Below are 26,750 nucleotides of genomic sequence, written 5' to 3' on the forward strand. Positions count from 1 at the left end.
AGCTCTTAGGACCTCTCTACATGAATTATGGAGTGGCGACAGTCGTCGCCCAAAAACAATTTATGGAGACACACCCATGCAAAATCCCATCGCTGATCAATGCCCTCTGCCTAAGCGTTCTGAGGCCCGCCGTGCAGCGAAGCGTGAGCTGAATAAAATTACTAAAGAAATGAAAGCCCTGGCTGACACCGTCGAACGCAAAGCTGGGCGTTTCCCAAGCATTTGCTTGGTTCTGAAAAAGAGTGACCTTAAGGTTAAGGCACCAAATTTGATCTGGCTTGTTTGCTCAAATCTGCCCAGTTCGGACGGCAAGGCACCTCAGACCTTCCGGAAGCTCCAGTCGTTGTTGGATTTCCACAACCCAGAAAATCGTTTCATTAAAAACGCTGAAAACATGAGCATTCTGGATGAGTTCTTTAGCAACGTTGAGCAGTTGAACAAACAGGCTAAAGCGGCTTTCAAGACCTGCCGCATGCTGCGCCCCAAACGCCGCAATACTCAGTAACCCGACCCAACGATTGCCGGCCGTATGACTCCGGCCGGCAATCGGCTTGTACGTGGCAACCCGACCAAGTAGCAGAGCCTCAAAGCGCAAAGATTCCGCCCCCACCGGTTTCTAGGGCACTCAGTCCACTACCGCTCTGCCCTCTTACCATGACGAATACCCTTCGAGCGGTTCGTTGTCGATGTAGCTGACCAATGCCGCCGATCTTCTTCGGCTGCTCTTCCATTCGCCGTCGAAACTGTCAGGCAGCTCAAAGCAAGGACGTTTTTCTTGGTGAGACGCTAAGCAGATAAAGTTACTTTAGGACGGGATAACTCATTCAACGTTCTGTTTTTCGTCTTGACCTGACCCCGTTCAGGGTACGAACTCGGCCCTTTTGAGGGCTAAAACTGCTCACGATGAATCACCCAGTTAGCGTTGAGCAAAAAACACCCATGAGCAAAAAACACGAGCCAGAGACCACTAAGTGCGAGGCCGACGCTCCAGACATAGACACAGAATCTGTACGAGCAGTACCCGCAGCGCAAAAAGTAGTGAAAGGAAATCAGCGATGAACACAACATTTCTGCTGATGGCCCAATACAACGGCCAAGAGATTATCCCGCTTGAGCAGGTCTGCAAGGACTACTTCACCCACCTCACGCCAGATATGTTCCAGCGAAAAGTACTGGCCGGACAGATCAAAATCCCGATTACACGACTGGAAAGCAGCCAGAAGTCTGCCAAAGGCATCCATCTGCAAGACCTCGCAAACTATCTAGACGAGCAGCGCGCTGCTGCAATCAAAGAGTGCAAGCAGTTATGAGCCTGGCTGTTTCTTACGCTTGGCCACAGCCGCGCCAAAGCTCACTGGCATCGCCAACACCTTCGGAAGCCACTCCCAACCTGCGAAAGAATCCCCACGCCCATGCAGGTGGGTGTAGCGCCGAAGTGAGTTCCAGTCCCGGTGGCCAGAAACACTCGCCACTCTTGGGATATCCCAGTCCATCTCAAACAGCCTGCTCACGCCCCCATGCCGCAGATCATGGAAGTGAAGATCCTCAATATGAGTCTTCGCAATCACCCGACGCCAAGCACCCTGTATCGCATCCCCGGAGTACGGGAATATTTCGTCATAGACCCGCGGCATGCTTTGCACGATGGCCCAAGCTTCGGGCGGCAAATGACACCAAACATCGTTCCCCCATTTATCACCTGGGTTTTTCATATCACGGACCAGTACCGCCTGCCGATTTTCGTCCAAGTCTGCCCAACGAATTCTCACGATCTCGTCCTGCCGCCGCGCAGAGAACAACGCAAACAGTACGACCTTGGGCATGTGCACCGACAACGGGCGTGCACTCAAAACATCACAGAACCGCTCAAGCAACAGTGCCAGCTCAGCCGGGGTCGGCCGCCGCTCGCGCTCGCGGCTCTTCATCTTGTAACCCAGCTTATTGAGTACCATCCGGGCATCCGTCATCGCGCCGGCAGGCACGTCATACCCCAGGCTGGGCGGGCGACTGACAGGACCGCTCCAAGATGAGCCAGGTCATTGCCGGCAGTTTGCGGCTGAACACCACCACCCTCTGAGCCCATCCGCCATAGCGCATAGTCGACGAGTACCTGGCTGGTCATCTGCGCTGGCGTCATATCACCCAGATACGATGCAGCAATCGCACGCAGCGTATACTCCTTCGTCCGCCCAAGCGGCTGAGCCTGGCTGACCTCTGCCAAGTACTTATCAATTACATCCCTGAGTAGCACACCGCCCCTCTTGGCGCGCTCGATTGCACCAGGCTCACTCAGCTCAGTCTCGCGACGTTTCACCCACGCCTCGGCCGCCTTCTTGCGCGCGAAGGTCTGGCTCTCTGTGTAAACTTGCACCCCATCTTTTTTGATTCGAATCTGAGCGGTGTAACTGATCGTGCCGTCAGCCCTCTTTCGCGGTCTGATCGTTGCCATGGTGGTACATCCTGTTTTCCGGTGGTACATGCGAGCATTTAGGTGGTACAGCGTACCACCTGACTTTTAAAAATGCCCGCAAACCCCCGAAAACACGTCAGAAACACGCACACCGGAGACACCCATGCTACAAGGCTTAACCCCAGAAAACACGCCGACTCCAGTGTCCCGCCGCTTCTCCGTTGCACCGATGATGGACTGGACTGATCGTCACTGCCGTTTCTTCCTGCGCCAGCTGTCGCATCACGCCTTGCTATACACCGAAATGGTCACTACCGGGGCCATCTTACATGGCGATACGGAGCGTTTTCTGCGCCACAGCGCCGCCGAGTATCCGCTGGCATTGCAGCTGGGTGGCAGCGTGCCAGCCGATCTGGCGGCCTGCGCCAAGCTGGCACAAGAGGCAGGTTATAACGAGGTCAACTTGAACGTCGGCTGCCCCAGTGACCGGGTGCAGAACAACATGATCGGTGCCTGCCTGATGGGCCACCCACAACTGGTGGCTGATTGCGTAAAGGCGATGCAGGATGCCGTCGAGATCCCGGTAACGGTCAAGCACCGCATCGGCATCAACGGCCGCGACAGCTATGCCGAGCTGTGTGATTTCGTCGGTACGGTGCGCGATGCCGGTTGCCGCAGCTTTACCGTGCATGCGCGTATCGCGATTCTTGAAGGGCTATCGCCCAAGGAAAACCGTGAAGTACCACCACTGCGTTATGAGATTGCAGCGCAGCTCAAGCAGGACTTTCCGGAACTAGAGATCATCCTCAACGGCGGCATCAAGACCTTGGAGGATTGCCAGCAGCACTTGCAAACCTTCGATGGCGTGATGCTCGGCCGCGAGGCGTACCATAATCCTTACCTGCTGGCCCAAGTAGACCAACAGCTGTTCGACTCTAGCCGCGCGGTGATGAGCCGTTTCGAGGCGATGCTGAGCATGCGCGACTACATCGCCGCGCACCTTGCCGAAGGCGGCAGCATGCACCATATCACCCGCCATATGCTCGGCCTGGGCCAGGGCTTTAACGGCGCGCGACGCTTTCGCCAGCTGCTTTCGGTGGATATTCATAAGACCAGCGAGCCGCTGGCGCTGTTCGATCAAGCGGCGCAATTGCTGCAAGGCCGCTGACTCGGGTAAGGTCGGTGCATCTGCAACGACAAGGCTGTGTCATGACTTCCAAGCTGGATCAACTCAAGCAGTTCACCACCGTGGTCGCCGACACCGGCGACCTTGATGCCATCGCCCGTCTAAAGCCGGTCGATGCCACCACCAACCCTTCCCTACTGCTGAAAGCCGCAGCCATGCCTGGCTACAGCGAGCTGCTAAAAAACGCCGTTATCGCCTGCAAAGGCGACCTGGGCATGGCCTGCGACCATTTTGGCGTGGCGGTGGGTGGCGAAATTCTCAAGGTCATTCCCGGGCGAATTTCCACCGAGGTGGATGCACGCCTGTCCTTCGACACTCAAGCCACGCTACGCCGTGCCGAACGCTTGATCGGCCTGTATGAAGAGGCTGGCATCGGCCGCGAACGCGTGCTAATCAAGATCGCCTCGACCTGGGAAGGCATCCGTGCCGCCGAGCAACTGGAAAAAGCCGGTATTCAATGCAACCTGACGCTGTTATTCGGCTTCGCGCAAGCCCAGGCTTGTGCCGATGCCGGCGTGTTTCTAATTTCGCCCTTTGTAGGGCGCATTTATGACTGGTACAAGAAGGCCGAAGGTCGTGATTTTGTCGGCGCAGAAGATCCCGGCGTGCAGTCAGTCACGCGCATCTACAACTACTACAAGGCCAACGCCTACCAAACCGTGGTGATGGGCGCGAGCTTTCGCAATATCGGCCAGATCGAACAACTGGCCGGCTGTGATCGCCTGACTATCAGCCCGGAGCTGCTGCAGCAGCTGGCGGATGATACCAGCCCGCTGCAACGTAAACTCAATCCAGGTCAGCCTGCCCAGGCCAAACAAAGCCTGAACGAAAGCCAGTTCCGCTGGGCTATGAATGAAGATGCAATGGGCACTGAAAAGCTGGCGGAAGGCATCCGCCTGTTCGCCCGCGATCAGGAAAAACTGGAAAAGCTGCTGAGTAGTCAAGCCTAAACGCAAACGGGGCGCTTATCAGCGCCCCGTTTATTTATCCCGCCGCAATCAGTGGTGCTCGAGCGCACTGACCAAGTCGTGGAAGGCTTCGCGATTGGACTCGTTCAAGCCCATCAGAATGCGGTGCGCTTCAAGTACTTTGGCGCGCACCAACTCTTCGGACTGATCCTGCGACGGCAAATCATCCAGGCAATCCGGGCATGGCAGCGGCGTATCAACGATATTGAACACCTGATCAAAACCCATGGACTGCAGCAACCGAGTGATATCGGGGTGAGTGGTTACTACGGTCGGCAGTAGACCCACTTTTTGCCGCGACAGAATCGATAACTTGGCCAATAGCCCAAGGGTCGTGCTGTCGATACTGCGAGTTTCAGTGAGATCAATCACGATGGCTGAGAAATTCAGCGCCGTAAAAATCTTCTCGATGGTCGAATCCAAGGCTGAACAGAGCGTCAGGCGCACTTCGCCGACAAACTTCAAGATGAAGGTGCCATCCTGCTCTGCAAACTGAATTCTACCGGGGCTTATCCCAAGGCTCATGCAAGGTTCCTGCTTAACACCAGCAAGGCGATATCATCCGGCATATCCCCTAGATTGGCCAGCCCAAAAGCCTTGCGTAGGCCGTCCAGAGTACCGCCTGCAGTACTGATCAATTGCGGCAACAGGGTTTCCTTGTCTTTTAAGGTATCACCCGGCAGCAGATCCAGGATGCCATCAGAAAGCAGCGTCAAACTGAAGGTCTCCGGCAATTCCAGCTCCAGATCATTGTATTGAGCATCGACAAACAATCCGACTGGTAAGCCACGGCCCTCCAGATAGCGAGCCTGGCCTTCGCTGTACAACACCGGCAGCGGCAGGTGCCCACCAATGCTGTAGGTCAGACGGTTGTTGGTCTGATCAATCACGCCGCCAAGCATGGTCACATGCTTACCCAGGTTGCAGTTGATCAAGCCGCGATTGATGTGGCCAAGCACCTCGGACGGCTTGAAGTCCGGCAGGCTGCCGGTGCGGCGCGATTCGTAGAGCAAGCGGGTGGTCATAAACTTCAGCAGTACGGTGATAAATGCTGAAGACGCACCATGCCCCGATACATCAGCCAGGTAGAAGGCGATACGGCTGTCATCAACGCGAAAATAGTCGACAAAGTCGCCAGACAGATAAAGAGAAGGAATGATCTGGTGCGCAAAGTTCAAGCCGTCAGCCTGCCAAGGCGTCACCGGCAACATGTTCATCTGCACTTGGCGACCGGCGTTCTGGTCTTCCTGCAACAAATGCAAGCTGGCTTGCAGCTCACGGTTGGCGGTTTCCAGCTCGTTACGGTAGCGCTGGTTTTCCAGACGCAAATTGGCACGGTCCAGCGCCCGGTGAACGGAATGCTCAAGCACGGCGAGATCAGCCAGGGGCTTGATCAAGTAATCGGCAGCCCCTAGGCGCAAAGCCTCAACGGCATCACTCATCACGCCCGCCCCGGACACCACGATAACCGGGGTTTCCACGTGCAGAGCATTAATACGGCGGATCAGTTCGAGACCGTCGACTTGTGGCATGCGCAGATCGCATATCACTAAATCCGGGGATTCGGCATGAAAGACTTCCAGCCCTTGCAAGCCATTGGCGGCCTGGAGCACATGAAAACCACTGTCTTCCAGGTAGGCGGCGAGGCTCGCGCGCACTACGTCGTCGTCATCGATTATCAGCAGCGTGGCACTGGTTGTGTGCATGAGGTATCCAGGCAAACTGCGCCGGGTATGGGTTGGCTTGATACGTTCAGGCAAAAGCCTAAACGCGCGAACTCAGCTTGCTTCAAGGCGCAGACGGTACTCCCATCCGCTAAGTGATTCAAGCGCACGCCGGCCGTCGAAACACGCCTTTACACCTCAAATCGGCCAAGGTTATAAGAACAGTAGGACAGCCCTAATCACATGAGGAAAATGCCCATGAGCCAAAATGATCGTGACTACAGTGAAAAACGCGATTACATCCGCATGCGGCTCGAAGCGCCCGTCACGCTGCACCATGACGGCAAGGAGATTCCTGCGTTATGCCTGGACCTGTCCAGCACCGGCATGCAGCTAGAAGCTGAAAGTGCGGTCAGCATAGGTGACAAGGTGCGCATCCACATTGCCTCCGACCACAACGCCCTACGCGGGCTGGATGCGCAAGCCGAGGTGGTTCGCGTAAGCACGATGGTCGATGGGCGCCAGGCGCTTGGCTTAGCGATCATTTCAATGAGCTAAGGCCATTGCAGGCAAGAAAAAAGGCGACTGCTCAAGTCGCCTTTTTTATTTTAGAGCACCCGATTTAAAAGTCGTCTTCGACCTGACCGTCACGCACCCTGAACTCACGATTTTGCAGGTAAGCGTTACGTACAAATATGTATCTGTCGCCACTGACCAAACGCTCAACCGATAGCAGTTGAGCGCGTGTATCGACAGCGTTGACGCCCAGCACCACATTGCGCGTCGGCACATGGTTGATGTAGCCATTGGCAGCCAGTGCACCATCAGGCAACTTGCCGAATGCGTCGCGTACTGTGCTCGGCCCGAGCAATGGCAGTACAACATACGGACCACTGCCCAAGCCCCAAACGCCTAAGGTCTGACCAAAATCTTCATCGCTGCGCTGCAGGCCCATGGCGCTTCCTACATCGAAGAAGCCCAGCAGACCAAACGTGGTGTTGAAAATCAGCCGACCCGTATCAACCCCAGCGTCATGCAATTTACCTTGCAGCAAATTGTTGGCCAGATTGCCGACATCGCCGATGTTGCGAAAGACGTTATGCACGCCATCTTCAAGAAACTGCGGCGTAACAGCCTGATAGCCTTTGGCCAGAGGCTTGAGGGTATACATATCAACGTTATCGTTGATGCGGAACATAAAACGGTTGTAGCCCTGCCAAGGGTCTTCTTCGTTGGCTTGCGCCAGTGCAGGCAGCGATAGTACGCCGGTACAGGCAACCAATAGGCTCAATCGTTTAATCCAACTCGCACCGGTCACACGCATCACAGTCACTCCTTGAAAATGCTCAGGCTGCCACAGGCGGCCAAATCAGGTGGCGCAGTATAAGACCACAGCTCGCTAAATGGGCAGCATAGCGGACGAACAAGCACCTGGAAAACCTTCCTGGCAAGGCCTTACACCGCGCTGACTGGCAGCGACACTGCACGTAAATAATCTGTTCATCTACCTGTAACCTGCAAGGAATAGGCTGGACTAGACCATTTCAAGGAAGGCCCATGCAAACGCCTGCCACCTCGCCCACGTTCAACGCCCTATTATTTAGCCTCTCTGGTTGCCTGGTTGATTTTGGCGCACGTAGCATTGCGCTGACCCTGCAACGCCTTTATCCCAATGCAGCTAATCCCAGAGCCTTGAACAGGTACTGGGTCGCAAAGCCCTGCCCGGGGAGTGCCTGGCTTACCAACAAGCACTGTGCGAGACCGCGCGCGAGCATGCGCAAGCCACGCAGGCCGCCTTACCCTTGCTGGAGCAATTGCAACAGCAAGGCGTGCCCTGCGCCTGGCTGGATGAACTGCCACTCGATGCCAGCACTTGCCTGGCCAGCGTGTTACCAGGATGGCTACGCGGCACACCTAGCCGCAGTTGCCGCCCGTGGCCAGCGCCGGACGCAATTTGGCTTAGCCTGATGGAGCTGCAGGTGAATCAGCTTGAAGGCTGCGTGCTGGTCAGTGGAGAACCACGTTTATTACAGGCGGCGCTCAATGCCGGCATCTGGACCATTGGCCTAGCCATCAGCGGCCCGCTGTGCGGCGTGGCGCTGGCAGACTGGCAGCGCCTAACCATGGGCGAACGTGATCGATTGCGCAGCCAGGCCACCCTGAGCCTGTACCGGCTGGGCGTACACTCGGTGATTGATCAACTGAGCGACCTGCCCACCTGTCTTGCGGACCTTAGCCTGCGCCGCCAAAAAGGCGAAAAGCCCTAAATTCGTCGCTGCTTGCTCACCGGCCAATGCATGCACTTGACCCAAAGCAAGCAAAGCCCGCGAGCTTGGATTACCCTGACGTCATGCAGAACCTTTCGCCTTGGTGCAAGGTCAGTCCATCTGTCGATCAATAAAGGGAGAGTTCCATGCCTGCAAGCCGCCTGCAGCAACAACTGCAAGACCTGCGCGACCAATTGGTCGAGCAACCACCGCTCACAGAAGAAGAACGCGCCGAGCTGTTTGTGCTCACGCAGGAAATTGAAGTGCAACTGGCCCGCCAGGCCGCCGCGGCGCCGGATGCGACGCTGATCGACGGGGTCAACCTGGCGGTAGAGCGCTTCGAAGCCAGCCATCCAACCATTGCGGGCACCCTGCGCAATATCGTGCAGAGCCTGGCTAACATGGGCATCTAGCGCTATCGGCACGCGCGGGCCTACCTCGCAAGCGCATGCGGGTCGAGGCAAAGCTGCCAAGAACGACGCCAAGAAAACCCCCAGCTCAACGGCTGGGGTTTTGCGTTACTGGCGTGCCAAGCGCTGATTATCCGGGCTGATAGGCCCAGTACTGCGATAGGGATTGATATCCAACCCACCGCGGCGCACGTAACGCGCATACACCGTCAAATGCTCGGGATTAAGCAAGCGTTGCAGGTCGAGAAAGATCCGCTCAACGCATTGCTCGTGAAAATCCGCATGCTGGCGAAAGCTCACCAGGTAGGCCAGCAAGCTGGCGTGATCAAGCGCCAGGCCACGGTATTGCACCACCAGCGTGCCCCAATCCGGCTGACCGGTGACCGGGCAGTTGGACTTGAGCAGATGGCTATGCAGGCTTTCCTCAACCACTCGCGCGGCGTCACAACGTAGCAACTCAGGCTGCGGCTGCGCATAGTTGCTGATGCTCACGTCCAGCTCATCAATGCAGGTACCGGGCGCGGCGGCCACACCGTCAGCCGTTACCTCGGCCAGGCTGCGCACTCGCACGCCCACTGGCTTGCCCGCCGCTGCCGAGAGATCCTTCACCAGCACGACCACCAGTTCGTCAGCCGTGTTGAACACCGACTGGTTCAGCGAGTTGAGGTACAGTTTGAATGATTTCGACTCGATGATATTCGGCGAGTCGGCGGGAATCGCGAACTCACCCATGGCAACCACCGGTTTGCCCGACGGCAGCAACCAGGACAGCTCGAAGCAATTCCAGAAATCCACGCCCTGATACGGCAGCGTTTCAGCGCTCAGCCCCAGCTCGGACCATTTCGCCGCACGCGGAATGGGGAACAACAATGCGGGCGTATAGGTAGCGATGTATTCGCTGGATTTACCCAGTGGCGAATCTTCGGCGGCGGGATGCATAGAGAGAACCTGGTTAGTCGAAGCGCGATAGTGAGTAGAGCTTGAAAGTGACTTCAGCGCGGCAGGCACATTAAAGCGCTTGCCACACGGCAATGCCTCAGGCCAGCTCGGCGACAACAGCGGCCAAGGCCTGCGCCGGGTCGGCGGCTTGGCTGATTGGGCGGCCAATCACTAGATAATCCGAGCCCACATCCAATGCCTGACGTGGGGTCAGAATACGCCGCTGATCATCCTGAGCGCTGCCGGCCGGACGAATCCCAGGGGTCACCAACTGCAACGCCGGATGAGCGGCCTTTAGCGCCTGCGCTTCTTGGGCCGAGCACACCAAGCCATCCAATCCGGCTTGCGCGGCCAGCCCGGCAAGCCGCAGCACCTGGACCTGCGGCTCAACATCCAGACCAACGCCCGCCAAGTCTTCACGCTCCATGCTGGTCAGCACGGTCACGCCGATCAGCAGCGGTTTGGCGCCAGCGAGCTTATCCAGGGTTTCGCGGCAAGCCGCCATCATGCGCAGGCCGCCCGAGCAGTGCACATTGACCATCCACACGCCCATCTCGGCCGCCGCCTTGACGGCCATAGCCGTGGTGTTGGGGATGTCGTGAAATTTCAGGTCGAGGAACACCTCGAAACCCTTGCCGGCCAGCACATTGACTATCTCCGGCCCGCAGCGGGTGAACAGCTCTTTGCCGACCTTGACCCGGCACAGCGCAGGATCGAGCTGATCAGCCAATGCCAGCGCGGCATCACGGGTCGGAAAATCCAGGGCAACGATGATCGGGGTCTGGCAAGCGGACATGGGCGGGCTCTCGGGCATGACAAATTCGGCGCGCATTGTAGCGGATGCGCAGCGCGCTTGCCGCTCCGGTGATCCGCCAGTCTCGTTCACGGCTCAAACAGAACGCAAAAGATATGAGTTGCGGTTATTCGACAGACTGGGCCACAAGCGCATTAGGCGCCGCAAATGCCTGACGAAAACTGAACGCATCTGCGCTCGCACCTTTGTCGCGCAGCAGCGCCAAACGCTCGGCGGTCATGGCTGCGGTCAGCGCCGGCCTGGCCATTACCGCACAGTTGCAGAGCCTGATCACACCGGATATGCAGATTATCGGCGAGGCAGAAGGCATGCCCGCCCTACCCTCGGCCAGCATCGTCCTGCTGCGCAACAGCAACACGCAAACCCAAGTGACAGAAACCCTGGCTGAGCAGATTGCCGAGGGCTTCAGGCTTTAACCCCCAGCAGCACCGCGCAAAGCAGCAGAAAGCCGGCGAACAAGCCGCGAAGCAAGCGCTCGGGCAGCGCATAGGCAAGTTTCACGCCCCAACTGATGCTCAGCAAACCACCCACCGCCAGGGGCGCTCCCAATACCCAGTCGACATGACCATGCGCAGCATAGGTCGCCAAGGTAACAGCAGTACTCGGCGCGGCCAGGGTCAGAGACAGGCCCTGCGCCACCACTTGGCTGGCGCCAAATACCAGGGTCAATACTGGCGTCGCCAACACGGCACCGCCGACGCCGAACAGGCCGCCAAGCAAACCAGCACCACTGCCCAGCAGCGTCAGCCAGGGCCAGGGATAACGCAGCCCCGCCGACAACTTGGGCGCTTTACTGAGCAAGCGAGAGACGTTGTAAGCCGCCAGTAGCACCAGGAAGATCACGAACCCCTGACGCATCAGGTCGGCATCCAGGGTGACAGCCCAACCGGCACCCAGCAGGGCAAAAGCTAAACTGCTCGTCGCCAGCGCCAATGCATGCCGCCACTCGATACGCGTGCGTTGGTGATAGCGCCATAACGCCAGCAACACATTAGGCACCACCATCACCAGCGCTGTGCCTTGAGCCAGTTGTTGATCCAAGCCAAACAACACGCCCAGCGCCGGAATGGCGATCAAGCCGCCGCCGATCCCAAACAGGCCACCCAAAGTACCGAGAACCAACCCGAGCAACAGGTTCAAAGCAAAATCGAGCACGGTCATCGCTAGGCTCCACAAAGAAGTTGCCCACCTTAGTCATTCGCCACTGGCCGCGAAACGCACAGCAACGCAAAATGGCTATGCCTCTAACGCACAGCAGAAGCGACACATGAACCCTGACAACCTAACCGACCAGCTCAGCCTGTTTCTCGATGTGCTGGAAACGGGCAGCTTTTCCGCCGCCGCCCGTCGCCATCCGCTCACGCCCTCTGCGGTGGCACGGCGCATTGATACGTTGGAGCGCTCACTGGGCAGCCAGCTGTTTAGCCGCAGCACGCATGCCGTACGCGCCACCTCTGCCGGCCTGGCGTTTGCCGAGCGCGCCAAGCGCATTCTTGCCGAGTTGCACCTGGCCCGTGCCGAGGCGGTGTCGCTGAGCAGCGCCCCGGAAGGGTTGATCCGCATCGACGCCCCCGCACCGTTCGGTCGCCGACATCTCGCGCCGGCGATTGCCGAGTTTCTCGTCGCCTATCCGGGGCTGGATGTACAACTGCGCCTGATCGACAGCTTCGTCGACCTGCACGGCACGCATTTAGGCGAAGTCGATCTGGTGCTGCGCATCGGCCCGCTGGCCGATACGCGACTGGTTGCCACCGCGCTATCACCGATGGTGCGAATCGTCTGTGCCAGCCCAGCGTACCTGGCACAGCGCGGTGTACCGCGCACACCCGCCGAGTTGCTGGATCATGACGGCCTCGATTGGGACAGCCTGGCCCCACCCTATGCCTGGCGCTTCGAACAGAGCGGTAAGTTGCAATTGTGCCGACCCAAACGCCTGCGCATGACCGCCAACAACGCTGAAGCCTTGCTGTTCAGCGCACTCGCCGGCCTGGGCATCGCCCACCTGCCTACATGGCTGATTAGCGACTATTTGGTGCGCGGTGAATTGCTGCCCCTGTTCTGCGAGAACGGCTTACCCGCACCCGAACCCAGCGGTATCTACGCCCTGCGCCTGGAACGTGAAACCGACTCACGCAGCCGCTTGCTATTGGAGTTTCTCAAAGCACGTTTTGGCCCAATAGCGCCCTGGGACCTGGCCCTGCAAAGCGGTTTACAGCGCAGCTAAGGGCTACCCCTAAACAGCAAGAAAAATGATCGGGAATCATTTTTAGCGTCGCGCAGCGACGACCCAAAGGGTGGCCGCGATGGATGGCTGGCCATAAAAAAACCCGACACTAGGTCGGGCTTTTTCTTCTCGCCGTTAAAGCCAGTCTTAGACCGGAGCTTTAGCGCGGGATTTGTACTCGCCGGTACGGGTGTCGATCTCGATCCAGTCGTCAATGTTGCAGAAATCTGCAACCTTAACTTCAGTGCCGTTGCTCAGCTTGGCTGGCTTCATCACCTTGCCGGAAGTATCGCCGCGAGCGGAACCTTCGGTGTAGGTGATCTGGCGAACGATGGTGGTCGGCAGATCGACCGAAACCACTTTGCCTTCGAAGAAGACGGCTTCGCAGACGTCGGTCATGCCATCGACGATGTACGGCATGATGCTTTCCAGGTCGTCTTTGTTCAGCTCGTACTGATTGAACTCTTCGTCCATAAAGACGTAGTTCGGTTCGCTGTAGTACGAGTAAGTTACGTTTACGCGATCCAGGATAACCGGCTCAAGCTTGTCATCAGCCTTGTACACGGTTTCAGTCGAGGAACCGGTCAGCAGGTTCTTCAACTTCATTTTAACGATGGCGCTGTTACGACCGGATTTGGTGAATTCGGCCTTCTGGATCAGCCAAGGTTGGCCGTCGATCAGGGCCACACTGTTGGGCTTCATTTCTTGTGCGGTTTTCATACGAATATCCGGGTTTGGATGAAATTACAAAATTCTTGGCCGCGTATCATAGCCAATTTAGGTAAAACTGCACCAGCGCCTCAGCAAGATCGGCCTGCGAGGCCCGCTCTAGACACCACTCTTCGGCGTGTTCAACCAGCTCTGGCCAATTTTTCAGCAACTGCGTCCAGCATTCACCCATCGGCCCGTTGCTATTCCAGGCATCCCATAGACGGCTCAGGGCAACTTGCGCCTCGGCTGACAAGCCCTCCTTATGGAGTGCTAAAAACGCGTTGAGCTTTTCTAGGTGCGCGCCATCAGCCTGCTCATAGATATGCCAAAGCAACGGCCTCCCGGCCCATTGCGCGCGAATGAAAGAATCCTCACCGCGCACCGCATTGAAGTCGCAACTCCACAGCAACCGGTCGTACTGATCCTGCGGAATAAACGGCAGCACCTGGATATGTAGCCGGCCACGCTGACAAGCATCGCCGACCTGCAATACTGGGCCACCCAACCAGCCCTGCAAACTACTCAAAATTCGCCCCTCAGGCACTAACAGCTGAATCCGTTGCGGCCCTGCCGCCAACACCTCCAGCCAACTGCCCAAGGCGGCATTTTCATAGGCGAACAGCGAAATCAGCAGCGCCCCGGCCACGGGCTCAACACCCAGGCTGCGCAGAAACTCATCGCGCACCCGCTCGTCAGCCTGAAATACTCGCCGCTGCGTCAGCAGCTCACGCTCACGCAGCAAACCACCGCTGCCGGGCGTAAAACCTGGAAAGAAGAAAAACTTCGACAAGCCGTTGGACTGCATCGAGGGCAAACCATGGCAACCCTCAACCCAATCCTCAGCGCTCAGGTATTCCAGGTTAAGCCAGAGCACTTTCTGCTCACGCCCCGCCATCGCCGCGATATAAGCCGCCGGCAGCTCACAGGCAAACGCCTCAACCACCACATCCGCCGGCTCAACAGCCGGCCAATCAGCGGGCCACACACACACCTCAACGCCCTGCTGTACCTGCCTCAGCACCTGGCTATCCGCTTGCGGGCAGAGGCGTACAAACGCCGCCAAATCATCCACCCACAGCCGCACCGCCAGGCCATGCTCGGCTACCAACTGCCGCGCGAGCCGCCAGGCCACCCCGATATCGCCGTAGTTATCTACAACGCTGCAGAAAATATCCCAAGTCGCGCGCATGCGCCGCTCCGTTAAATGCCGAACACACCATAAAGGCGACTGAGCCGTCAGCAAACAGCAGAATCGAGTAGGAGGCGGATTCACATCCGCCGTCCTCTCACACCACCGTACGTACGGTTCCGTATACGGCGGTTCAGGTTATGCGGCTAAGCCGGTTGATCGTATCCAGTATTGAGACCAGCCCCAGGCGATCCCATAGCTTCTTCGGCAGCGCCTGATTCATATGCGCCGCTCCCGAGTTCCACCATGGGCCACGGCCATTAGACGCAGACTTGGATGCGCGGGCCTCGCTGAGTCCCAGGCGCATCAGGTTGCGAACCCTCGTTGCGGATTGCTTCCATTGACGCCATACAGCGCAGCGAAGTTTGTGACGCACCCAGCCATCCAGCTCTTCAAGTGGTCGCTTACTCTGGCTCAACTTGAAGTAGCCCGCCCAGCCACGCAGCGCAGGGTTTATTCGCTCGATGACATCCGACATCTTGCGTCCACGCGCTCCGCTTAGAAGCCCTTTGAGCCGGGCACGCAAGCGACTCAAACTCATCGTCGCCACTCTTAGTCTCGGCTGTTGATGCCAGCTCATCCCATAACCCAAATAGTCACAGACCCACGGCCTTGCCACCCGGCTCTTTTCCCGATTCAGCGTCAGTTTCAGACGCCTGCTCAGGAAGCGCTCGACGCTGTTCATCACTCGCTCGCCAGCACGACGGCTACGTACATAAATGTTCGCATCATCGGCATAACGCACGAAGCGATGGCCCCGTCGCTCAAGCTCTCGATCGAGCTCATTGAGCAAAATGTTCGACAGCAACGGCGAGAGCGGGCCGCCTTGCGGCGTCCCCTCTTGTCGCTGGCTGACGATCCCGCCCGACATGACTCCGACTTCGAGGTAGCGACGGATCAGCCTGAGCACGCGTTTGTCCTCGACATAACGCTGCACATGGGCCATCAGGATGTCGTGATTGACTCGGTCAAAGAACTTCTCAAGATCGAGTTCCACGCACCAACGGTGACCCGCCGCCACATGGGCACGGGCTGTTTCAATGGCCTGGTGGGCGCTTCTGTCCGGACGAAAACCGTAGCTGTAGTTCGAGAACAGCGGATCGAAGATCGGCGTGAGCTGTTGCAGCAATGCCTGTTGGATCAGGCGATCCACGACGCTAGGGATACCCAGCTGTCGGGTGCCGCCTTTGGGCTTGGGGATGTCGACGGCGCGAACACCTTGTGGGTGATACTCGCCGGCTAGCAGTCTCGCCTTGAGGGTTGACCAATACTGTTTTACGTAACCCGCCAATTCGTCGACCGTCATGCCATCGGCACCCGGCGCTCCCTTGTTGCTGACTACGCGTTGGTACGCACGCTTGAGGTTGGCCGGTGTAAGCACCCGCTCCATCAGCGTGTCCGGCTCCGCGTTCGTCCACGTCACAGACGACGCCGATGCCTGCGCACTGCCAACCGTCGTCCGCGGATACCGTCCGGAACTTAGGTTCACAGTTCTCCCTCGGAGAATTTTCTGCTTTTCGACATTCGACGAGACTCTGACGCCTACTGGCGGCATAACCTGTTCGGCCCTTGGTGACGCGGTCATTCGTCACTTACTACGGCTTCGGCTGACTTCTGTAGATTCATCCCAGCGCCTCGCGACGCTTGGTAGCCCAGTGGCAAACCTACAGATCTCCCAGGGTAATTCGCGCGACCTTCCTGCTTATGCCTGTCGGATTTACGCCGTAGTGTTCCGTGCAAGTATTGGGCTTTGGCTGTCATTGCGACCTCACCCCACTACGACGCCTCTATCCGCTTCCTGTACGTCAGGCCAGCATTTTGCCTCGGGCTTCCTTCAGATTCGCGGTCACCCGCGACACCCTTGCCTCTGGCTAACACTTCCCCTTGCCGGGTGTGTAGAGGACTTTCACCTCCAAGTCACCAGCGAGGCCACCACAGCCAAGCTGGTTGCGCTTGCGCGCAACGCGCCATGCCTGGCGCACAACGAAAAAGCCCGACACAGGGTCGGGCTTTCGTGAATCAATCTGGCGGTGAAGGTGGGATTCGAACCCACGATACGATTTCTCGTATACACACTTTCCAGGCGTGCTCCTTCAACCGCTCGGACACTTCACCGGGTCTCGACGGTCATTGCTGTCTGTCGAGGCGCGCAAATGTAGCCGAAGAGCCCGCCAAAGGCAAAATATTTTTTCAAAAAATTCATGCGCTTAAGCCAAGTGCTGGTCTTCGGCGGCGGGATTGCTCGTACTCGGTTCGAATCGCTGCTGGCCGAACAGGACAAATCCCAGGGAGATAAACAGACCGAAGCCGAACAGCCCCACTACACCAAGCGGGCTTTGGCTGTGCTGATCACTCGCAAGCCAGAGCATGCCGGCCAACAGCAGCAAAGCCAATGCGGCGCGCCAGCACTTCATAAATCGGATTAAGCCAGGCATGTCGATCACTCCTTATAGAGAGGTGAGCTTAATTGCGAGTAAACCGTGCAGCCCAATTGGCGATCTTGATCGCCGCCATAGCCCGAGTCGCCGGTAATCACTGACCAACCAGTCAGTCATCGTGCTTTACCTGACCGATGCGGGTGGGTAACGTCTGCGACACTTCAGCACAAGGAACCCACCATGAGCGACCTGATCAGCTACCAACTCGACGATGGCATTGCCACCCTGACCCTGTGTAATGGCAAGGTGAATGCTATTTCCCCGGATGTGATCACGGCTTTTAATGCCGCTCTGGATCGCGCCGTGCAGGATAAGGCCATCGTCATCATCACCGGCCAACCGGGCATTCTCTCTGGTGGTTACGACCTCAAAGTGATGACCTCCGGCCCGCAGAATGCGATCGATCTGGTTGCCGCCGGTTCGACCCTGGCGCGGCGCATGCTCGCCCACCCCTTCCCGATCATCGTCGCCTGCCCAGGTCATGCAGTGGCCAAGGGTGCGTTTATCCTGCTGTCGTCCGACTACCGCATCGGCACCGAAGGGGCATTCACCATCGGGCTTAATGAAGTACTGATCGGCATGACCATGCACCACGCTGGCATCGAACTGGCTCGTGACCGTCTGCGTAAATCGGTCTTCCACCGCTCGGTGATCAACGGTGAGATGTTCGACCCGCAAAGCGCTGTGGATGCAGGCTTCCTCGACAAGGTAGTACCGGCCGAAGAACTGCAGGCCACGGCGCGGGCTGTTGCCCAGCAGATGAAGAAGATCAACATGACCGCGCACAAGAACACCAAGCTGAAAGTGCGCAAAGCGCTGCTCGAAGCGCTGGACAACGCTATAGAACTGGATAAGAAGCAGTTGGTGTAAACCACCCTGCGCAGCACCGCAAAGCCCGGCCAAGCGCCGGGCTTTGCATTTAGTGACGTCCCAACTAAACGCCATCTGACGCTCCGCAGCACGCCCATCATTTGCGCTGCATAAACGTCGCTGAATGCCGCTAAAAACCTTGTTACGACCTCTGATCAGCATCAATTGCCGAAAACAGTGCACGCCCGTACACTTCGCGCCTTTTTCATATGACGGGCGTACCAAATGCTTTTTCTACTGCGCATGCTGGCGATGGGCGTGCACTTTATCCTCGCCGGCATCCTCGGGTTGTTAATCGGCATCTGCCGGCCGTTCAACCCGGATAACAGCCGCCTCTGTGCGCGCCTCTACAGCATTCCCGCGCAGTGGCTGCTGGGCTGGAAGCTCAAGACTGATGTGCAGCCGTTGCTCGACCACCAGCGCTCCTGCGTGATTATCGCCAACCACCAGTCCAACTATGACCTGTACGTACTTGGCCGCGTGGTGCCCGAGCGCACCGTCAGCATCGGCAAGAAAAGCCTGAAGTGGGTGCCGTTCTTTGGCCAGCTGTACTGGCTGGCTGGCAACGTGCTGCTCGATCGTGGCAACGCCGTTCGCGCGAAAAAATCCATGCTCACCACCACCGACACCCTCAAACATAAAGACACCTCGATCTGGGTGTTCGCCGAAGGCACGCGTAATTTGGGTAAAGGCTTGCTGCCCTTCAAGAAGGGGGCATTTCAGATGGCGATTGCCGCCGGCGTGCCGATCATCCCCGTGTGCGTCAGCACCTACGTTAAGCACTTGCAGCTGAACCGCTGGAACAGCGGCGAGATCATGATCCGCTCACTGCCGGCCATTCCCACCGCCGGCCTGAGCCAGGAAGACCTGCCGCAGCTGATCGAAACTTGTCAGAGGCAAATGCAGCAGTGCATTGAGGCCATGGATCAGCAGATCAGCCCAGCCTAAGCGTTACCAATAAAAAAGCCCGGTCATTGACCGGGCTTTTTTATGCAACAGCTACTTACTCAGCAAGACCGGTACGGCCCTGCGCAACAAAACGCATCATCCACTCAGCCACGGTGTGGCCTTGGTGGTCATGCTGCAGGCTGTCGACACCCTTGGTGTAGGCCGCCTCACCGATATGCTGTTGGCGCAAGTCGAGCAGCGCGCGCGAGTAGTCATGGACAAACTCGGGATGGCCCTGGAAACACAGCACCTGATCGCCAATGCAGTAGGAAGCAATCGGGCAGAACTCACTGCTGGCCAGCAATGTGGCGTTTTCCGGCAGTTTGGTGACTTGGTCCTGGTGGCTAATCAGCAGGGTCAGGTCGTCCAGGTCGGGGCTCATCCAGCCCGGTTTGTTGTCCATGCGGTACTGGTGAATACCACGCCCCAGCCCTGCACAGCGCGTTCAGTATTGCCGCCGAGCAACAGGGCGAGTATCTGATGACCGAAACACACGCCCAACAGCTTGTCGCCACGACTGTAGCGCTCCAGCAAGTAGGTTTTCAGCGTCTGGATCCAGGCGTCGCTTCCAAAGGAATCTGCCTTGCTACCCGTTACCAGATAAGCATCGTAGCGCTCGCTGTCCGGCGGGTAATGCCCCTCCATCACGTTGTACACCTTGAACTCGGCAGCAATTGGCTGACGGGAGAACAGTTGTTCGAACATACGGCCATAACTGTCGTATTGGTCGACCAATTCAGGGCGAAGAACATCGGTTTCCAGGATGCAGATCTGCAGCGGCATATGGGCGGTTACCTAGGGCGCAGGAGGGTTGTTATTCAGCGCGCCAGCGTGCCTGCTGACAGCCCGCAAGGCAATAGCTGTGGGCTAAACCCGACCAATTACCCGGAGCCCATCAGCGTCCTCGATAGTCACCATAACCGTCATTCACTTCTGCGATTGCGTGCAGACGCAGATGATCTGGCCATCGGGCACTGCGCCCACTAACCAGAGGACATCACCATGACCAGTTTTTCCGCCATCGCCAGCCTGCTTGCCGCATCGGCATTCACCAGCAACCACAGCGCGAGTAGCCAGCGCCAGGCAGAGAAAGTGCAAGCTGCACAACTCAAAGCCGACCAGAACGCCGCTAAATAACTGCGCCATTAGCACGAGGAAAGACGCCATGAACAGCCGCCCATCACTGAGCAATCAGAGCGTCTACGGCGTGACCTATGCCACTGTCGACGGCAGTGGCATCCATTTTGAGTCTGAGCTGGCCATCCAACTCAGCGACGGCACCGTGACCACCCTACGCATGCCGACTCACCTGAGCGAACGTCAGGCCATTCAACAACTGGTTTGCGGCCACCAGGCGTGCTGAATGGCAAAGCGTATTACGGGGCGGGCGCCGGACAGCTCAGGTCGCCCTCTTCACAGGCGCTCAACTGTTCCAGCTCATCGGCCCGCGACGCGGTTTTTGCGCTCAAACAGCCGTTCATCATCATTGGATAGGCTGAACCGCCTCCACCGACGCTGACTCAAACGCACAGGCCAAGTCACGGTACTTGATCCAGGCCAGCTGCACGTCTTTGAGCTGCTGCTTCTGCCCATCATCCAGACGCTTACGGTAATCGCCATAGAGCTGGTTCAGGCGTTTGTCCTGACTGGCGTAATCTGCCGCCGCACATTGGTTGAGGGTGAACTGATCCATGGCATTGGCGCAATCATCCGCCCACACCGGTGCTGCCAGTAATCCCAAGCTGATTAACAGCGCACTGCGTATCCCAACTTTCATAACACCTCCCTTGTGCCACTCCTGGGTGGCCGTTGCAGCAGTCTAGAGCCCCACCCATAAAAAATGCTCGGCAACCCGGTTAACGTTACGCGGCCTACATGAATGGCAGTCCATAAAAAACCGGCTCACTGGGAGCCGGTTTCTTATGCATCATCCGTACGACCTTAGAACAGCTGATTCTGCGCCGCCTTATCCAACAGCAACGCCGGCGGCAGGAAGCGCTCGCCGTACTGTTCGGCAGATACTCGGCGCGGGCGACAAAGTCTTGCACGCCATACTGGTTGATAAACTGCAGCGCACCACCGGTCCAGGCGGCAAAACCGATACCGAAGATCGAACCGATATTGGCGTCGGCAACCGACTTCAGCACACCCTCTTCCACACAACGCACGGTTTCGATGGCCTGGATAAACAGGATGCGATCACGTACGTCTTCTTGTGAAATCTGCGCATCAGCTTTTTCAAAGCGCGCCTTGAGTTCCGGCCACAGATGCTTCTTGCCGCCCGCCGGAACGCCGGCCGCAGGGTAATCGTAGAAGCCCGCCCCCGCTGCCTTACCCGGACGCTTGTACTCACTAAGCATCATGTCGATCACCGCAAAGGCCGGGTGCTCGGGGATCTGCTTACCCTCGGCGGCCAGATCCTTGATGGTCTGTTGGCGAATGTGATTCATCAGGCTCATCGACACTTCATCACTGATCGCCAGCGGACCGACAGGCATACCAGCCTTGCGCGCTTCAGTCTCGATCATCGCCGCACTCACGCCTTCGCCAAGCATGGCCAGGCCTTCATTGGTGAAGGTGCCGAACACTCGCGAGGTGAAGAAGCCGCGACTGTCGTTGACCACGATCGGGGTCTTCTTGATCTGCATCACGTAGTCAAAGCCGCGCGCCAGGGTCTCGTCGCTGGTTTGCTCGCCCTTGATGATTTCCACCAGCGGCATCTTGTCCACCGGGCTGAAGAAATGCAGACCGATAAACTTGTCCTGCTTCTGCACCGCCGTGGCCAGGCCGGTAATCGGCAAGGTCGAGGTGTTGGAGGCGATCACCGCATCAGACAACGCTGCACGCTCAGCCGCAGCAGTGACGTTGGCCTTGAGGTCGCGATCTTCGAATACCGCTTCGATGATCAGGTCGCAGCCAGCGAAGTCGGCATCACTGACCGTCGGTTTGATCCGCGCCAGGATGCCATCGCGCTTCTCGGCGCTCATCTGGCCCCGGCCGACCTTCTTCTCCAGCAGTTTGGCCGAGTAGTCCTTACCCTTCTCGGCGGCTTCGATGGAGATGTCCTTGAGCACCACCTCGATCCCGGCCACCGCCGACACATAGGCAATACCGGCACCCATCATGCCGGCACCGAGCACGCCAACCTTTTGGGTCACGTACGGCTCGAAACCTTGTGGGCGAGAGCCGCCGGCGTTGATTTCGTTGAGTTGGAACCAGAAGGTGCCAATCATGTTCTTCGCCACCTGCCCGGTGGTTAGCTCGGTGAAGTAGCGCGCTTCGATGATCTGCGCGGTATCGAAGTCGACCTGAGCCCCTCGACGGCGGCGCACATGATCTTCTCAGGCGCAGGGAAGCAGCCCTTGGTTTTATCACGCAGCACACTCGGGGCGATGGCTAGCATCTGAGCCACGTTCGGGCTCGACGGCGTGCCACCAGGGATCTTGTAGCCTGCAACATCCCACGGCTGCTTCGGCGCCGGGTTAGCTGCGATCCAGGCACGGGCCTTGGCTAGCAAGTCATCCTTGTCGGAAGCCAGCTCGTGAATTAAACCCGCTTTAAGCGCGGCATCGGGACGAACCTTCTTGCCTTCAGCCAGATACGGCAGGGCTTTTTCCAAGCCAAGCAGGCGCACCATACGCACCACCCCACCACCGCCCGGCAGCAGGCCAAGGGTCACTTCCGGCAGGCCCAGTTGCACACTGGAGTTGTCCAGGGCGATACGGTGGTGGCACGCCAAGGCAATTTCCCAGCCGCCGCCAAGAGCCGCGCCATTGATGGCCGCCACCACCGGCTTGCCCAAGGTTTCCAGGCGGCGCAGTTGGCCTTTGATGTTGAGGATCATGTCGTAGAAGGCTTGCGCGTCAGCCTTGGTGACTTTGATCAGCTCGCTCAGGTCGCCGCCGGCGAAGAAGGTCTTCTTCGCTGAGGTGATAATCACCCCGGCAATGGCGTCTTTCTCAGCTTCCAGGCGTGCAACAGTGGCGCCCATGGCTTCGCGGTAGACCGCGTTCATGGTGTTGGCGCTCTGGCCGGGCATGTCCATGGTCAGAACAACGATATTGTCCTGGCCTTTTTCGTAACGGATGGCGTCAGTCATTTCTATTCACTTCCCAAATGTCGGGGGGAGCCTCGTAGGGTGGAAAACCCGCAAAGCGGTTTTCCACCAACCGGCTGCGCGGTGGATGAGCTACGCGTCATCCACCCTACAAAACGTCAAACTCGCTCAATAATCGTGGCAATGCCCATACCGCCGCCCACGCAGAGGGTAGCCAGGCCATAGCGCAACTGGCGCTTATCCAACTCGTCGAGCAGGGTGCCGAGGATGGCGCAACCGGTGGCACCCAGCGGGTGACCCATGGCGATGGAGCCGCCGTTGACGTTGACCTTGTCTTCGCTGACGCCCATTTCTTTCATAAATTTCATCACCACGAGGCGAACGCTTCGTTGACTTCGAACAGGTCGATATCGGCGATGTTAAGCCCGGCCTTGGCCAGCGCCTTGCGGGTGGCCGGCGCCGGGCCGGTAAGCATGATGGTCGGGTCGGTACTGGTCACGGCGGTGGCAACAATGCGCGCACGCGGCTTCAAGCCCAGTTCCTTACCCTTGGCGGCGCTGCCGATCAGCATCAGGGCCGAACCGTCGACGATGCCGGAGCTGTTGCCCGGGGTGTGTACGTGGTTGATCTGCTCGACATGGCTGTAAACCCGCAGCGCGGTGCTGTCGAAGCCCATCTGGCCCATCATCTCGAAACTCGGCTTGAGCTTGCCCAGGCCTTCGAGGGTGGATTCGCCACGGATAAACTCATCGTGATCGAGCAGCACGATGCCGTTCTGATCAGCCACCGGAATCAGCGATTTGCTGAATGAGCCGTCCTTGCTGGCGCGAGCAGCCTTCTGCTGCGAGCGCAGGGCAAAGCTGTCGACGTCGGTGCGGCTGAAACCTTCCAGGGTGGCGATCAAATCGGCACCAATACCCTGCGGGGTGAAATGGGTGTGCATATTGGTGGCTGGGTCCATTACCCAGGCGCCACCATCGGAACCCATGGGAATGCGCGACATCGACTCGACACCGCCGACCACCACTAGGTCCTCGAAACCGGAACGCACCTTCATCGCGCCGAGGTTTACCGCTTCCAGACCCGAAGCGCAGAAACGATTGAGCTGTACGCCCGACACGCTGACATCCCAATCGGCGACCATGGCGGCCGTCTTGGCAATGTCCGCGCCCTGATCACCCACCGGCGTTACACAGCCGAGCACGATGTCATCGACCTGGCTGGTGTCCAGGTTATTGCGCGCTTGCAGCGCCTTGAGCAAGCCGGCGATCAGGTCGACTGGCTTGACGCTGTACAGCGCCCCGTCCTTCTTGCCCTTGCCGCGTGGCGTGCGCACGGCATCGAAAATATATGCTTCGGTCATGGCGTCCTCAGACCTCCAATGGAGGGTGGCTGATGGCGCAGGTGAGGCCCGCGCCTGTTTTTGTTGAGTGGGCCTACCATACGCCGCGCGGAAGCAGGCTCAATGACCGAAGTGCTCAGGCCTATTGACCGCTCAGCTCAGACAAACGGTCAATCGCTGGGCAAAGAGCAACAATCGCGTCTAGCTCAGGGGCTGCTTGGCACCCACCTGGCACGCCTCATAACTGCTGGCAACTAGCCAGTGCGATTTAGTAATCAAGGCGTCTATAGCCGATGCCAGCCCAGCTCTACAGTTGAATCAGGTTATCGGCAATTGCCCTGTCGATTGACCGCTGTCGGCGTCGTCACCGGGTTTTGCCGGGACGGCTTGAATGATCAACACGAGACGTGGCATCGCCTCCGCGCAGTACGCAGGAGCGCGACGACCGCGCCGCAAAAAACAACAAGGCCACTCGCCATGCTCAATCCCATAAAAATGCGCCAGGCAGGCATGATCGTTTTTGCCACCGCCCTGATCCTGATTCTTCCCAACCTGACCCGACTGGTCAGCTAACCCGAATCCTGCTGCGCCTCCATCCCCACAAATGGTTCGCGTCCAGCCCCTGAAACCCTGCCCTGCCAGCCACCGTAGCGTGCGTCGGCAGTGGCAGCGCGTTTGCCAGCATCGCGCACGCAACGGCCTGTGCTAGGGTGATTTCAATCACCCCAAGGAGCCCGCCATGCGCCCCCTACTTGCCACCCTCGGCCTGCTGGTCAGCCTGCCACTACTGGCCGGCGAAGCCGAACTCAACGCCGCCGTCGTCGCCCTGCAATCGCCCGATAGCGTACTGATTGATGTGCGCACCGCCGAAGAATTCGCCGCGGGCGCATTGCCCGGTGCCGAGCAAATCGACCATGAACAGATCGCCAGCCGCATCAGCGCCATCGCCCCGGACAAAGACACGCCCATCGTGCTGTACTGCCGCAGCGGCCGCCGCTCTGGTATCGCCGAAGAAAGCCTGCGTGCCATGGGTTACAACAACCTGATCAACGCCGGCGGCTACGACGAACTGAAACTGGCCCTGGAGTCGCAGGATTGAACACACGCACCCCCGCTATCGCCCTGCTCGCCCTCTTACCCTTCACTCACCTGCACGCCGCCGAACTGACCCTGGAACTGGGCAACGGCAGCCAGCGCCTGAGCAGCGCCCAACTGCTCGCCCACCCACAGGCGCAAACCATCGAAATCCGCGACGACGTCAGCTACAAACGCAACATGCACTACCGCGCCGTGCCGCTGGCGGCGCTGCTGGAAGGTGTGCAGCCGGGTGATCACCTGCAACTGGTGGCCAGCGACGGCTTTGCCGCCGAACTGTCCGCTGCGCCTGTGCTGAGCAAAACCGGCAGCCAAGCCTGGCTGGCGATTGAAGACCCGGCACAACCCTGGCCACCCCTGGGCAACGGCAAACCCAGCGCCGGGCCGTTTTACCTGGTCTGGCAAAAACCGGCCGCCAGCCAAATTGGCCCGGAGCAATGGCCGTTCCAGCTGGCAGCCATTCGTAAATTGGCCCCGGTGGCGCAGCGCTTCCCGCAACTCCTCCCCGCCGCCGACGCCAGCCCGGCGGTGCAGGCGGGTTTTGCCCAGTACCAGAAGAACTGCATGGCCTGCCACCGCCTGAACGGTGCCGGCGACTCGCAATTCGGCCCCGACCTGAATATTCCGCATAACCCAACCGAGTATTTCAGCGGAGATTTTCTGCCCCGCTACATCCGCGACCCACAAAGCTTACGCCGCTGGCCGCAAGGCAAGATGCCGGGGTTTGCGGTTGAGGTATTGAGCGATAAGGCGCTGGGGGAGTTGGTCGCGTATTTGCGGCATATGGCGGGGCGAAAAGTGCAGCCCTTGTAGGAGCGGGCTTGCCCGCGAATCGAGGTGAATAAAAACATCGCGGCCAATAACTTGGCGTTCCCGTCGCTCCTACAGGTTTCGCAGAGCCTGCCAGCTCTTAAGATGGGTCGGGCCGCGCAGGTTGAGCAACGCGATACCCATCAAATTGCCGTGGTGGAAACGCTTCGCGGTTTTCCACCCTACGGGTGGGTGAGCGATGTGCCGTTGCTTTTGGTTAATCCCCACAAAATGTGCAGACGACGCAAAACGCCCCTTCAGAAGGGTGAACAGAATCGTTGTGCAGAGTGGTGAGCCGCATGAATGCGGCGAAAGGCGTAAAGGGCCAGGAACGGCCCTTGTACGCCGGCCCTCTGGAGCAATGATGAAGTGAATGAAACGGAGTAACAGCCGAAGGCTGGTCACCCT

25 protein-coding genes, 1 tRNA gene and 6 pseudogenes are annotated in these 26,750 nt (G+C 58.4%); 16 read left to right on the forward strand and 16 right to left on the reverse strand.

Going from position 1 to position 26,750, the window contains the following annotated elements; genetic code table 11:
* Positions 1 to 76 precede the first annotated feature (76 nt).
* Together ACEPAJ_RS12915 and ACEPAJ_RS12920 are read left to right on the forward strand one after the other, a co-directional pair.
* The gene (locus ACEPAJ_RS12915) at positions 77 to 505 is read left to right on the forward strand and encodes a hypothetical protein (RefSeq protein ID WP_425915190.1); all 429 of its coding nucleotides are present in this window, start codon (positions 77 to 79) and stop codon (positions 503 to 505) included.
* 550 nt (positions 506 to 1,055) lie between these two features.
* Positions 1,056 to 1,310: a pyocin activator PrtN family protein gene (locus tag ACEPAJ_RS12920; RefSeq protein WP_425915192.1), complete on the forward strand. Its 255-nt coding sequence runs from the start codon at positions 1,056 to 1,058 to the stop codon at positions 1,308 to 1,310.
* On the opposite strand, the pseudogene ACEPAJ_RS12925 reads toward ACEPAJ_RS12920, so the two are convergent.
* A pseudogene (locus tag ACEPAJ_RS12925) lies at positions 1,305 to 2,449 on the reverse strand (tyrosine-type recombinase/integrase). The gene ACEPAJ_RS12920 and the pseudogene ACEPAJ_RS12925 sit on opposite strands and share 6 nt — an antisense overlap.
* A 124-nt stretch (positions 2,450 to 2,573) precedes the next feature.
* Between ACEPAJ_RS12925 and dusA the strand changes: the two are divergent.
* Together dusA and tal are read left to right on the forward strand one after the other, a co-directional pair.
* A complete protein-coding gene (dusA, locus tag ACEPAJ_RS12930; RefSeq protein WP_425915194.1) occupies positions 2,574 to 3,578 on the forward strand; it encodes a tRNA dihydrouridine(20/20a) synthase DusA in 1,005 nt (334 codons plus the stop codon).
* Positions 3,579 to 3,619: 41 nt separating this feature from the next.
* Entirely contained in the window at positions 3,620 to 4,546 is a 927-nt protein-coding gene (gene tal, locus ACEPAJ_RS12935) for a transaldolase (protein WP_425915196.1), read from the forward strand.
* Between the two features lie 48 nt (positions 4,547 to 4,594).
* Here tal and rssC read toward each other — a convergent pair whose 3' ends face one another.
* Positions 4,595 to 5,077, reverse strand: coding sequence for an anti-sigma factor antagonist RssC (gene rssC / locus ACEPAJ_RS12940; protein WP_274086512.1), 483 nt, complete (start codon positions 5,075 to 5,077; stop codon positions 4,595 to 4,597).
* Positions 5,078 to 5,085: 8 nt separating this feature from the next.
* Positions 5,086 to 6,270: a two-component system response regulator RssB gene (gene rssB / locus ACEPAJ_RS12945; RefSeq protein WP_322950214.1), complete on the reverse strand. Its 1,185-nt coding sequence runs from the start codon at positions 6,268 to 6,270 to the stop codon at positions 5,086 to 5,088.
* A gap of 216 nt (positions 6,271 to 6,486) precedes the next feature.
* Here rssB and ACEPAJ_RS12950 point away from each other — a divergent pair, with 216 nt between their 5' ends.
* Positions 6,487 to 6,786 carry a PilZ domain-containing protein gene (locus tag ACEPAJ_RS12950; RefSeq protein WP_425915198.1) on the forward strand — a complete coding sequence of 100 codons (300 nt, stop codon included), beginning with the start codon at positions 6,487 to 6,489 and terminating at the stop codon, positions 6,784 to 6,786.
* A gap of 64 nt (positions 6,787 to 6,850) precedes the next feature.
* Here the strand turns inward: ACEPAJ_RS12950 and ACEPAJ_RS12955 are convergent, their stop codons facing one another.
* On the reverse strand, positions 6,851 to 7,552 hold the full coding sequence (locus ACEPAJ_RS12955) for an MlaA family lipoprotein (protein WP_425915200.1): 702 nt from the start codon (positions 7,550 to 7,552) through the stop codon (positions 6,851 to 6,853).
* A gap of 233 nt (positions 7,553 to 7,785) precedes the next feature.
* Here ACEPAJ_RS12955 and ACEPAJ_RS12960 point away from each other — a divergent pair.
* From ACEPAJ_RS12960 to ACEPAJ_RS12970, 3 genes and pseudogenes are all read left to right on the forward strand, one after another.
* Positions 7,786 to 7,875, forward strand: a pseudogene (locus ACEPAJ_RS12960) (HAD family phosphatase); the annotation flags it as partial.
* A gap of 155 nt (positions 7,876 to 8,030) precedes the next feature.
* Entirely contained in the window at positions 8,031 to 8,495 is a 465-nt protein-coding gene (locus tag ACEPAJ_RS12965; RefSeq protein ID WP_425918149.1) for an HAD family phosphatase, read from the forward strand.
* A gap of 146 nt (positions 8,496 to 8,641) precedes the next feature.
* A complete protein-coding gene (locus ACEPAJ_RS12970; protein WP_425915202.1) occupies positions 8,642 to 8,908 on the forward strand; it encodes a DUF4404 family protein in 267 nt (88 codons plus the stop codon).
* 105 nt (positions 8,909 to 9,013) lie between these two features.
* On the opposite strand, the gene queF is transcribed toward ACEPAJ_RS12970, so the two are convergent.
* On the reverse strand, positions 9,014 to 9,844 hold the full coding sequence (gene queF, locus ACEPAJ_RS12975; protein WP_425915204.1) for an NADPH-dependent 7-cyano-7-deazaguanine reductase QueF: 831 nt from the start codon (positions 9,842 to 9,844) through the stop codon (positions 9,014 to 9,016).
* Between the two features lie 97 nt (positions 9,845 to 9,941).
* Complete coding sequence (pyrF, locus tag ACEPAJ_RS12980; RefSeq protein WP_425915206.1) at positions 9,942 to 10,640, reverse strand: orotidine-5'-phosphate decarboxylase; 699 nt, start codon at positions 10,638 to 10,640, stop codon at positions 9,942 to 9,944.
* Between the two features lie 212 nt (positions 10,641 to 10,852).
* On the opposite strand from pyrF, the pseudogene ACEPAJ_RS12985 reads away from it, so the two are divergent.
* Positions 10,853 to 11,074, forward strand: a pseudogene (locus ACEPAJ_RS12985) (LysR family transcriptional regulator); the annotation flags it as partial.
* Here ACEPAJ_RS12985 and ACEPAJ_RS12990 read toward each other — a convergent pair.
* A complete protein-coding gene (locus ACEPAJ_RS12990; protein ID WP_425915208.1) occupies positions 11,064 to 11,819 on the reverse strand; it encodes a sulfite exporter TauE/SafE family protein in 756 nt (251 codons plus the stop codon). The pseudogene ACEPAJ_RS12985 and the gene ACEPAJ_RS12990 overlap by 11 nt on opposite strands.
* 106 nt (positions 11,820 to 11,925) lie before the next feature.
* Here ACEPAJ_RS12990 and ACEPAJ_RS12995 point away from each other — a divergent pair, with 106 nt between their 5' ends.
* On the forward strand, positions 11,926 to 12,882 hold the full coding sequence (locus ACEPAJ_RS12995) for a LysR family transcriptional regulator (RefSeq protein ID WP_425915210.1): 957 nt from the start codon (positions 11,926 to 11,928) through the stop codon (positions 12,880 to 12,882).
* A 147-nt stretch (positions 12,883 to 13,029) separates the two neighbouring features.
* On the opposite strand, the gene efp is transcribed toward ACEPAJ_RS12995, so the two are convergent.
* The 5 genes from efp to ACEPAJ_RS13020 form a co-directional block, all read right to left on the reverse strand.
* The gene (gene efp, locus ACEPAJ_RS13000) at positions 13,030 to 13,602 is read right to left on the reverse strand and encodes an elongation factor P (RefSeq protein WP_274086466.1); all 573 of its coding nucleotides are present in this window, start codon (positions 13,600 to 13,602) and stop codon (positions 13,030 to 13,032) included.
* Positions 13,603 to 13,648: 46 nt separating this feature from the next.
* Positions 13,649 to 14,782, reverse strand: coding sequence for an elongation factor P maturation arginine rhamnosyltransferase EarP (gene earP / locus ACEPAJ_RS13005; RefSeq protein ID WP_425915212.1), 1,134 nt, complete (start codon positions 14,780 to 14,782; stop codon positions 13,649 to 13,651).
* A gap of 133 nt (positions 14,783 to 14,915) precedes the next feature.
* A complete protein-coding gene (gene ltrA / locus ACEPAJ_RS13010; protein ID WP_425913153.1) occupies positions 14,916 to 16,337 on the reverse strand; it encodes a group II intron reverse transcriptase/maturase in 1,422 nt (473 codons plus the stop codon).
* Between the two features lie 470 nt (positions 16,338 to 16,807).
* Positions 16,808 to 16,897 (reverse strand) — tRNA-Ser (locus ACEPAJ_RS13015).
* Between the two features lie 92 nt (positions 16,898 to 16,989).
* Positions 16,990 to 17,217: a hypothetical protein gene (locus ACEPAJ_RS13020; RefSeq protein ID WP_425915214.1), complete on the reverse strand. Its 228-nt coding sequence runs from the start codon at positions 17,215 to 17,217 to the stop codon at positions 16,990 to 16,992.
* Positions 17,218 to 17,400: 183 nt separating this feature from the next.
* Here ACEPAJ_RS13020 and ACEPAJ_RS13025 point away from each other — a divergent pair, with 183 nt between their 5' ends.
* On the forward strand, positions 17,401 to 18,090 hold the full coding sequence (locus tag ACEPAJ_RS13025) for a crotonase/enoyl-CoA hydratase family protein (RefSeq protein ID WP_425915216.1): 690 nt from the start codon (positions 17,401 to 17,403) through the stop codon (positions 18,088 to 18,090).
* 225 nt (positions 18,091 to 18,315) lie between these two features.
* Entirely contained in the window at positions 18,316 to 19,038 is a 723-nt protein-coding gene (locus ACEPAJ_RS13030; protein WP_425915218.1) for a 1-acylglycerol-3-phosphate O-acyltransferase, read from the forward strand.
* 55 nt (positions 19,039 to 19,093) lie between these two features.
* Here ACEPAJ_RS13030 and ACEPAJ_RS13035 read toward each other — a convergent pair.
* Positions 19,094 to 19,821, reverse strand: a pseudogene (locus ACEPAJ_RS13035) (amidotransferase).
* A gap of 219 nt (positions 19,822 to 20,040) precedes the next feature.
* On the opposite strand from ACEPAJ_RS13035, the gene ACEPAJ_RS13040 reads away from it, so the two are divergent.
* Positions 20,041 to 20,175, forward strand: a complete 135-nt coding sequence (locus tag ACEPAJ_RS13040; RefSeq protein ID WP_397494071.1) for a hypothetical protein — start codon at positions 20,041 to 20,043, stop codon at positions 20,173 to 20,175.
* A gap of 28 nt (positions 20,176 to 20,203) precedes the next feature.
* On the forward strand, positions 20,204 to 20,401 hold the full coding sequence (gene ptrC, locus ACEPAJ_RS13045) for a type III secretion system co-regulatory protein PtrC (protein ID WP_425915220.1): 198 nt from the start codon (positions 20,204 to 20,206) through the stop codon (positions 20,399 to 20,401).
* 120 nt (positions 20,402 to 20,521) lie between these two features.
* Here the strand turns inward: ptrC and ACEPAJ_RS13050 are convergent, their stop codons facing one another.
* The 3 genes and pseudogenes from ACEPAJ_RS13050 to ACEPAJ_RS13060 all read right to left on the reverse strand — a co-directional run bounded on the left by ACEPAJ_RS13050 (position 20,522) and on the right by ACEPAJ_RS13060 (position 24,458).
* Positions 20,522 to 20,815, reverse strand: coding sequence for a lysozyme inhibitor LprI family protein (locus ACEPAJ_RS13050; RefSeq protein ID WP_425915222.1), 294 nt, complete (start codon positions 20,813 to 20,815; stop codon positions 20,522 to 20,524).
* A 164-nt stretch (positions 20,816 to 20,979) separates the two neighbouring features.
* Positions 20,980 to 23,137, reverse strand: a pseudogene (locus tag ACEPAJ_RS13055) (3-hydroxyacyl-CoA dehydrogenase NAD-binding domain-containing protein).
* 116 nt (positions 23,138 to 23,253) lie between these two features.
* Positions 23,254 to 24,458: pseudogene (locus ACEPAJ_RS13060) on the reverse strand (acetyl-CoA C-acetyltransferase).
* 718 nt (positions 24,459 to 25,176) lie between these two features.
* Between ACEPAJ_RS13060 and ACEPAJ_RS13065 the strand changes: the two are divergent.
* Both ACEPAJ_RS13065 and ACEPAJ_RS13070 read left to right on the forward strand, forming a co-directional pair.
* Positions 25,177 to 25,536, forward strand: coding sequence for a rhodanese-like domain-containing protein (locus tag ACEPAJ_RS13065; protein ID WP_090247803.1), 360 nt, complete (start codon positions 25,177 to 25,179; stop codon positions 25,534 to 25,536).
* Positions 25,533 to 26,345: a c-type cytochrome gene (locus ACEPAJ_RS13070; RefSeq protein WP_425915225.1), complete on the forward strand. Its 813-nt coding sequence runs from the start codon at positions 25,533 to 25,535 to the stop codon at positions 26,343 to 26,345. Before ACEPAJ_RS13065 ends, ACEPAJ_RS13070 begins: the two co-directional genes overlap by 4 nt.
* The last annotated feature ends 405 nt before the right edge of the window (positions 26,346 to 26,750 follow it).

This window comes from Pseudomonas sp. GWSMS-1 (assembly GCF_049847425.1).
Classification (GTDB): Bacteria; Pseudomonadota; Gammaproteobacteria; order Pseudomonadales; family Pseudomonadaceae; genus Aquipseudomonas.

Excerpts from the sequence above, each read along its gene's own strand:
- ACEPAJ_RS13040 (WP_397494071.1), top strand. The coding sequence starts at position 20,041 with ATGACCAGTTTTTCCGCCATCGCCAGCCTGCTTGCCGCATCGGCATTC.
- ACEPAJ_RS12920 (WP_425915192.1), top strand. The coding sequence starts at position 1,056 with ATGAACACAACATTTCTGCTGATGGCCCAATACAACGGCCAAGAGATT.
- pyrF (WP_425915206.1), bottom strand. The coding sequence starts at position 10,640 with ATGTCCGCTTGCCAGACCCCGATCATCGTTGCCCTGGATTTTCCGACC.
- dusA (WP_425915194.1), top strand. The coding sequence starts at position 2,574 with ATGCTACAAGGCTTAACCCCAGAAAACACGCCGACTCCAGTGTCCCGC.
- ptrC (WP_425915220.1), top strand. The coding sequence starts at position 20,204 with ATGAACAGCCGCCCATCACTGAGCAATCAGAGCGTCTACGGCGTGACC.
- tal (WP_425915196.1), top strand. The coding sequence starts at position 3,620 with ATGACTTCCAAGCTGGATCAACTCAAGCAGTTCACCACCGTGGTCGCC.
- ACEPAJ_RS13020 (WP_425915214.1), bottom strand. The coding sequence starts at position 17,217 with ATGCCTGGCTTAATCCGATTTATGAAGTGCTGGCGCGCCGCATTGGCT.
- ltrA (WP_425913153.1), bottom strand. The coding sequence starts at position 16,337 with ATGCCGCCAGTAGGCGTCAGAGTCTCGTCGAATGTCGAAAAGCAGAAA.
- rssB (WP_322950214.1), bottom strand. The coding sequence starts at position 6,270 with ATGCACACAACCAGTGCCACGCTGCTGATAATCGATGACGACGACGTA.
- ACEPAJ_RS12995 (WP_425915210.1), top strand. The coding sequence starts at position 11,926 with ATGAACCCTGACAACCTAACCGACCAGCTCAGCCTGTTTCTCGATGTG.
- efp (WP_274086466.1), bottom strand. The coding sequence starts at position 13,602 with ATGAAAACCGCACAAGAAATGAAGCCCAACAGTGTGGCCCTGATCGAC.
- ACEPAJ_RS13025 (WP_425915216.1), top strand. The coding sequence starts at position 17,401 with ATGAGCGACCTGATCAGCTACCAACTCGACGATGGCATTGCCACCCTG.
- ACEPAJ_RS13065 (WP_090247803.1), top strand. The coding sequence starts at position 25,177 with ATGCGCCCCCTACTTGCCACCCTCGGCCTGCTGGTCAGCCTGCCACTA.
- ACEPAJ_RS12955 (WP_425915200.1), bottom strand. The coding sequence starts at position 7,552 with ATGCGTGTGACCGGTGCGAGTTGGATTAAACGATTGAGCCTATTGGTT.
- queF (WP_425915204.1), bottom strand. The coding sequence starts at position 9,844 with ATGCATCCCGCCGCCGAAGATTCGCCACTGGGTAAATCCAGCGAATAC.
- earP (WP_425915212.1), bottom strand. The coding sequence starts at position 14,782 with ATGCGCGCGACTTGGGATATTTTCTGCAGCGTTGTAGATAACTACGGC.
- ACEPAJ_RS12970 (WP_425915202.1), top strand. The coding sequence starts at position 8,642 with ATGCCTGCAAGCCGCCTGCAGCAACAACTGCAAGACCTGCGCGACCAA.
- ACEPAJ_RS12950 (WP_425915198.1), top strand. The coding sequence starts at position 6,487 with ATGAGCCAAAATGATCGTGACTACAGTGAAAAACGCGATTACATCCGC.
- ACEPAJ_RS13050 (WP_425915222.1), bottom strand. The coding sequence starts at position 20,815 with ATGAAAGTTGGGATACGCAGTGCGCTGTTAATCAGCTTGGGATTACTG.
- ACEPAJ_RS12990 (WP_425915208.1), bottom strand. The coding sequence starts at position 11,819 with ATGACCGTGCTCGATTTTGCTTTGAACCTGTTGCTCGGGTTGGTTCTC.
- ACEPAJ_RS13030 (WP_425915218.1), top strand. The coding sequence starts at position 18,316 with ATGCTTTTTCTACTGCGCATGCTGGCGATGGGCGTGCACTTTATCCTC.
- ACEPAJ_RS12915 (WP_425915190.1), top strand. The coding sequence starts at position 77 with ATGCAAAATCCCATCGCTGATCAATGCCCTCTGCCTAAGCGTTCTGAG.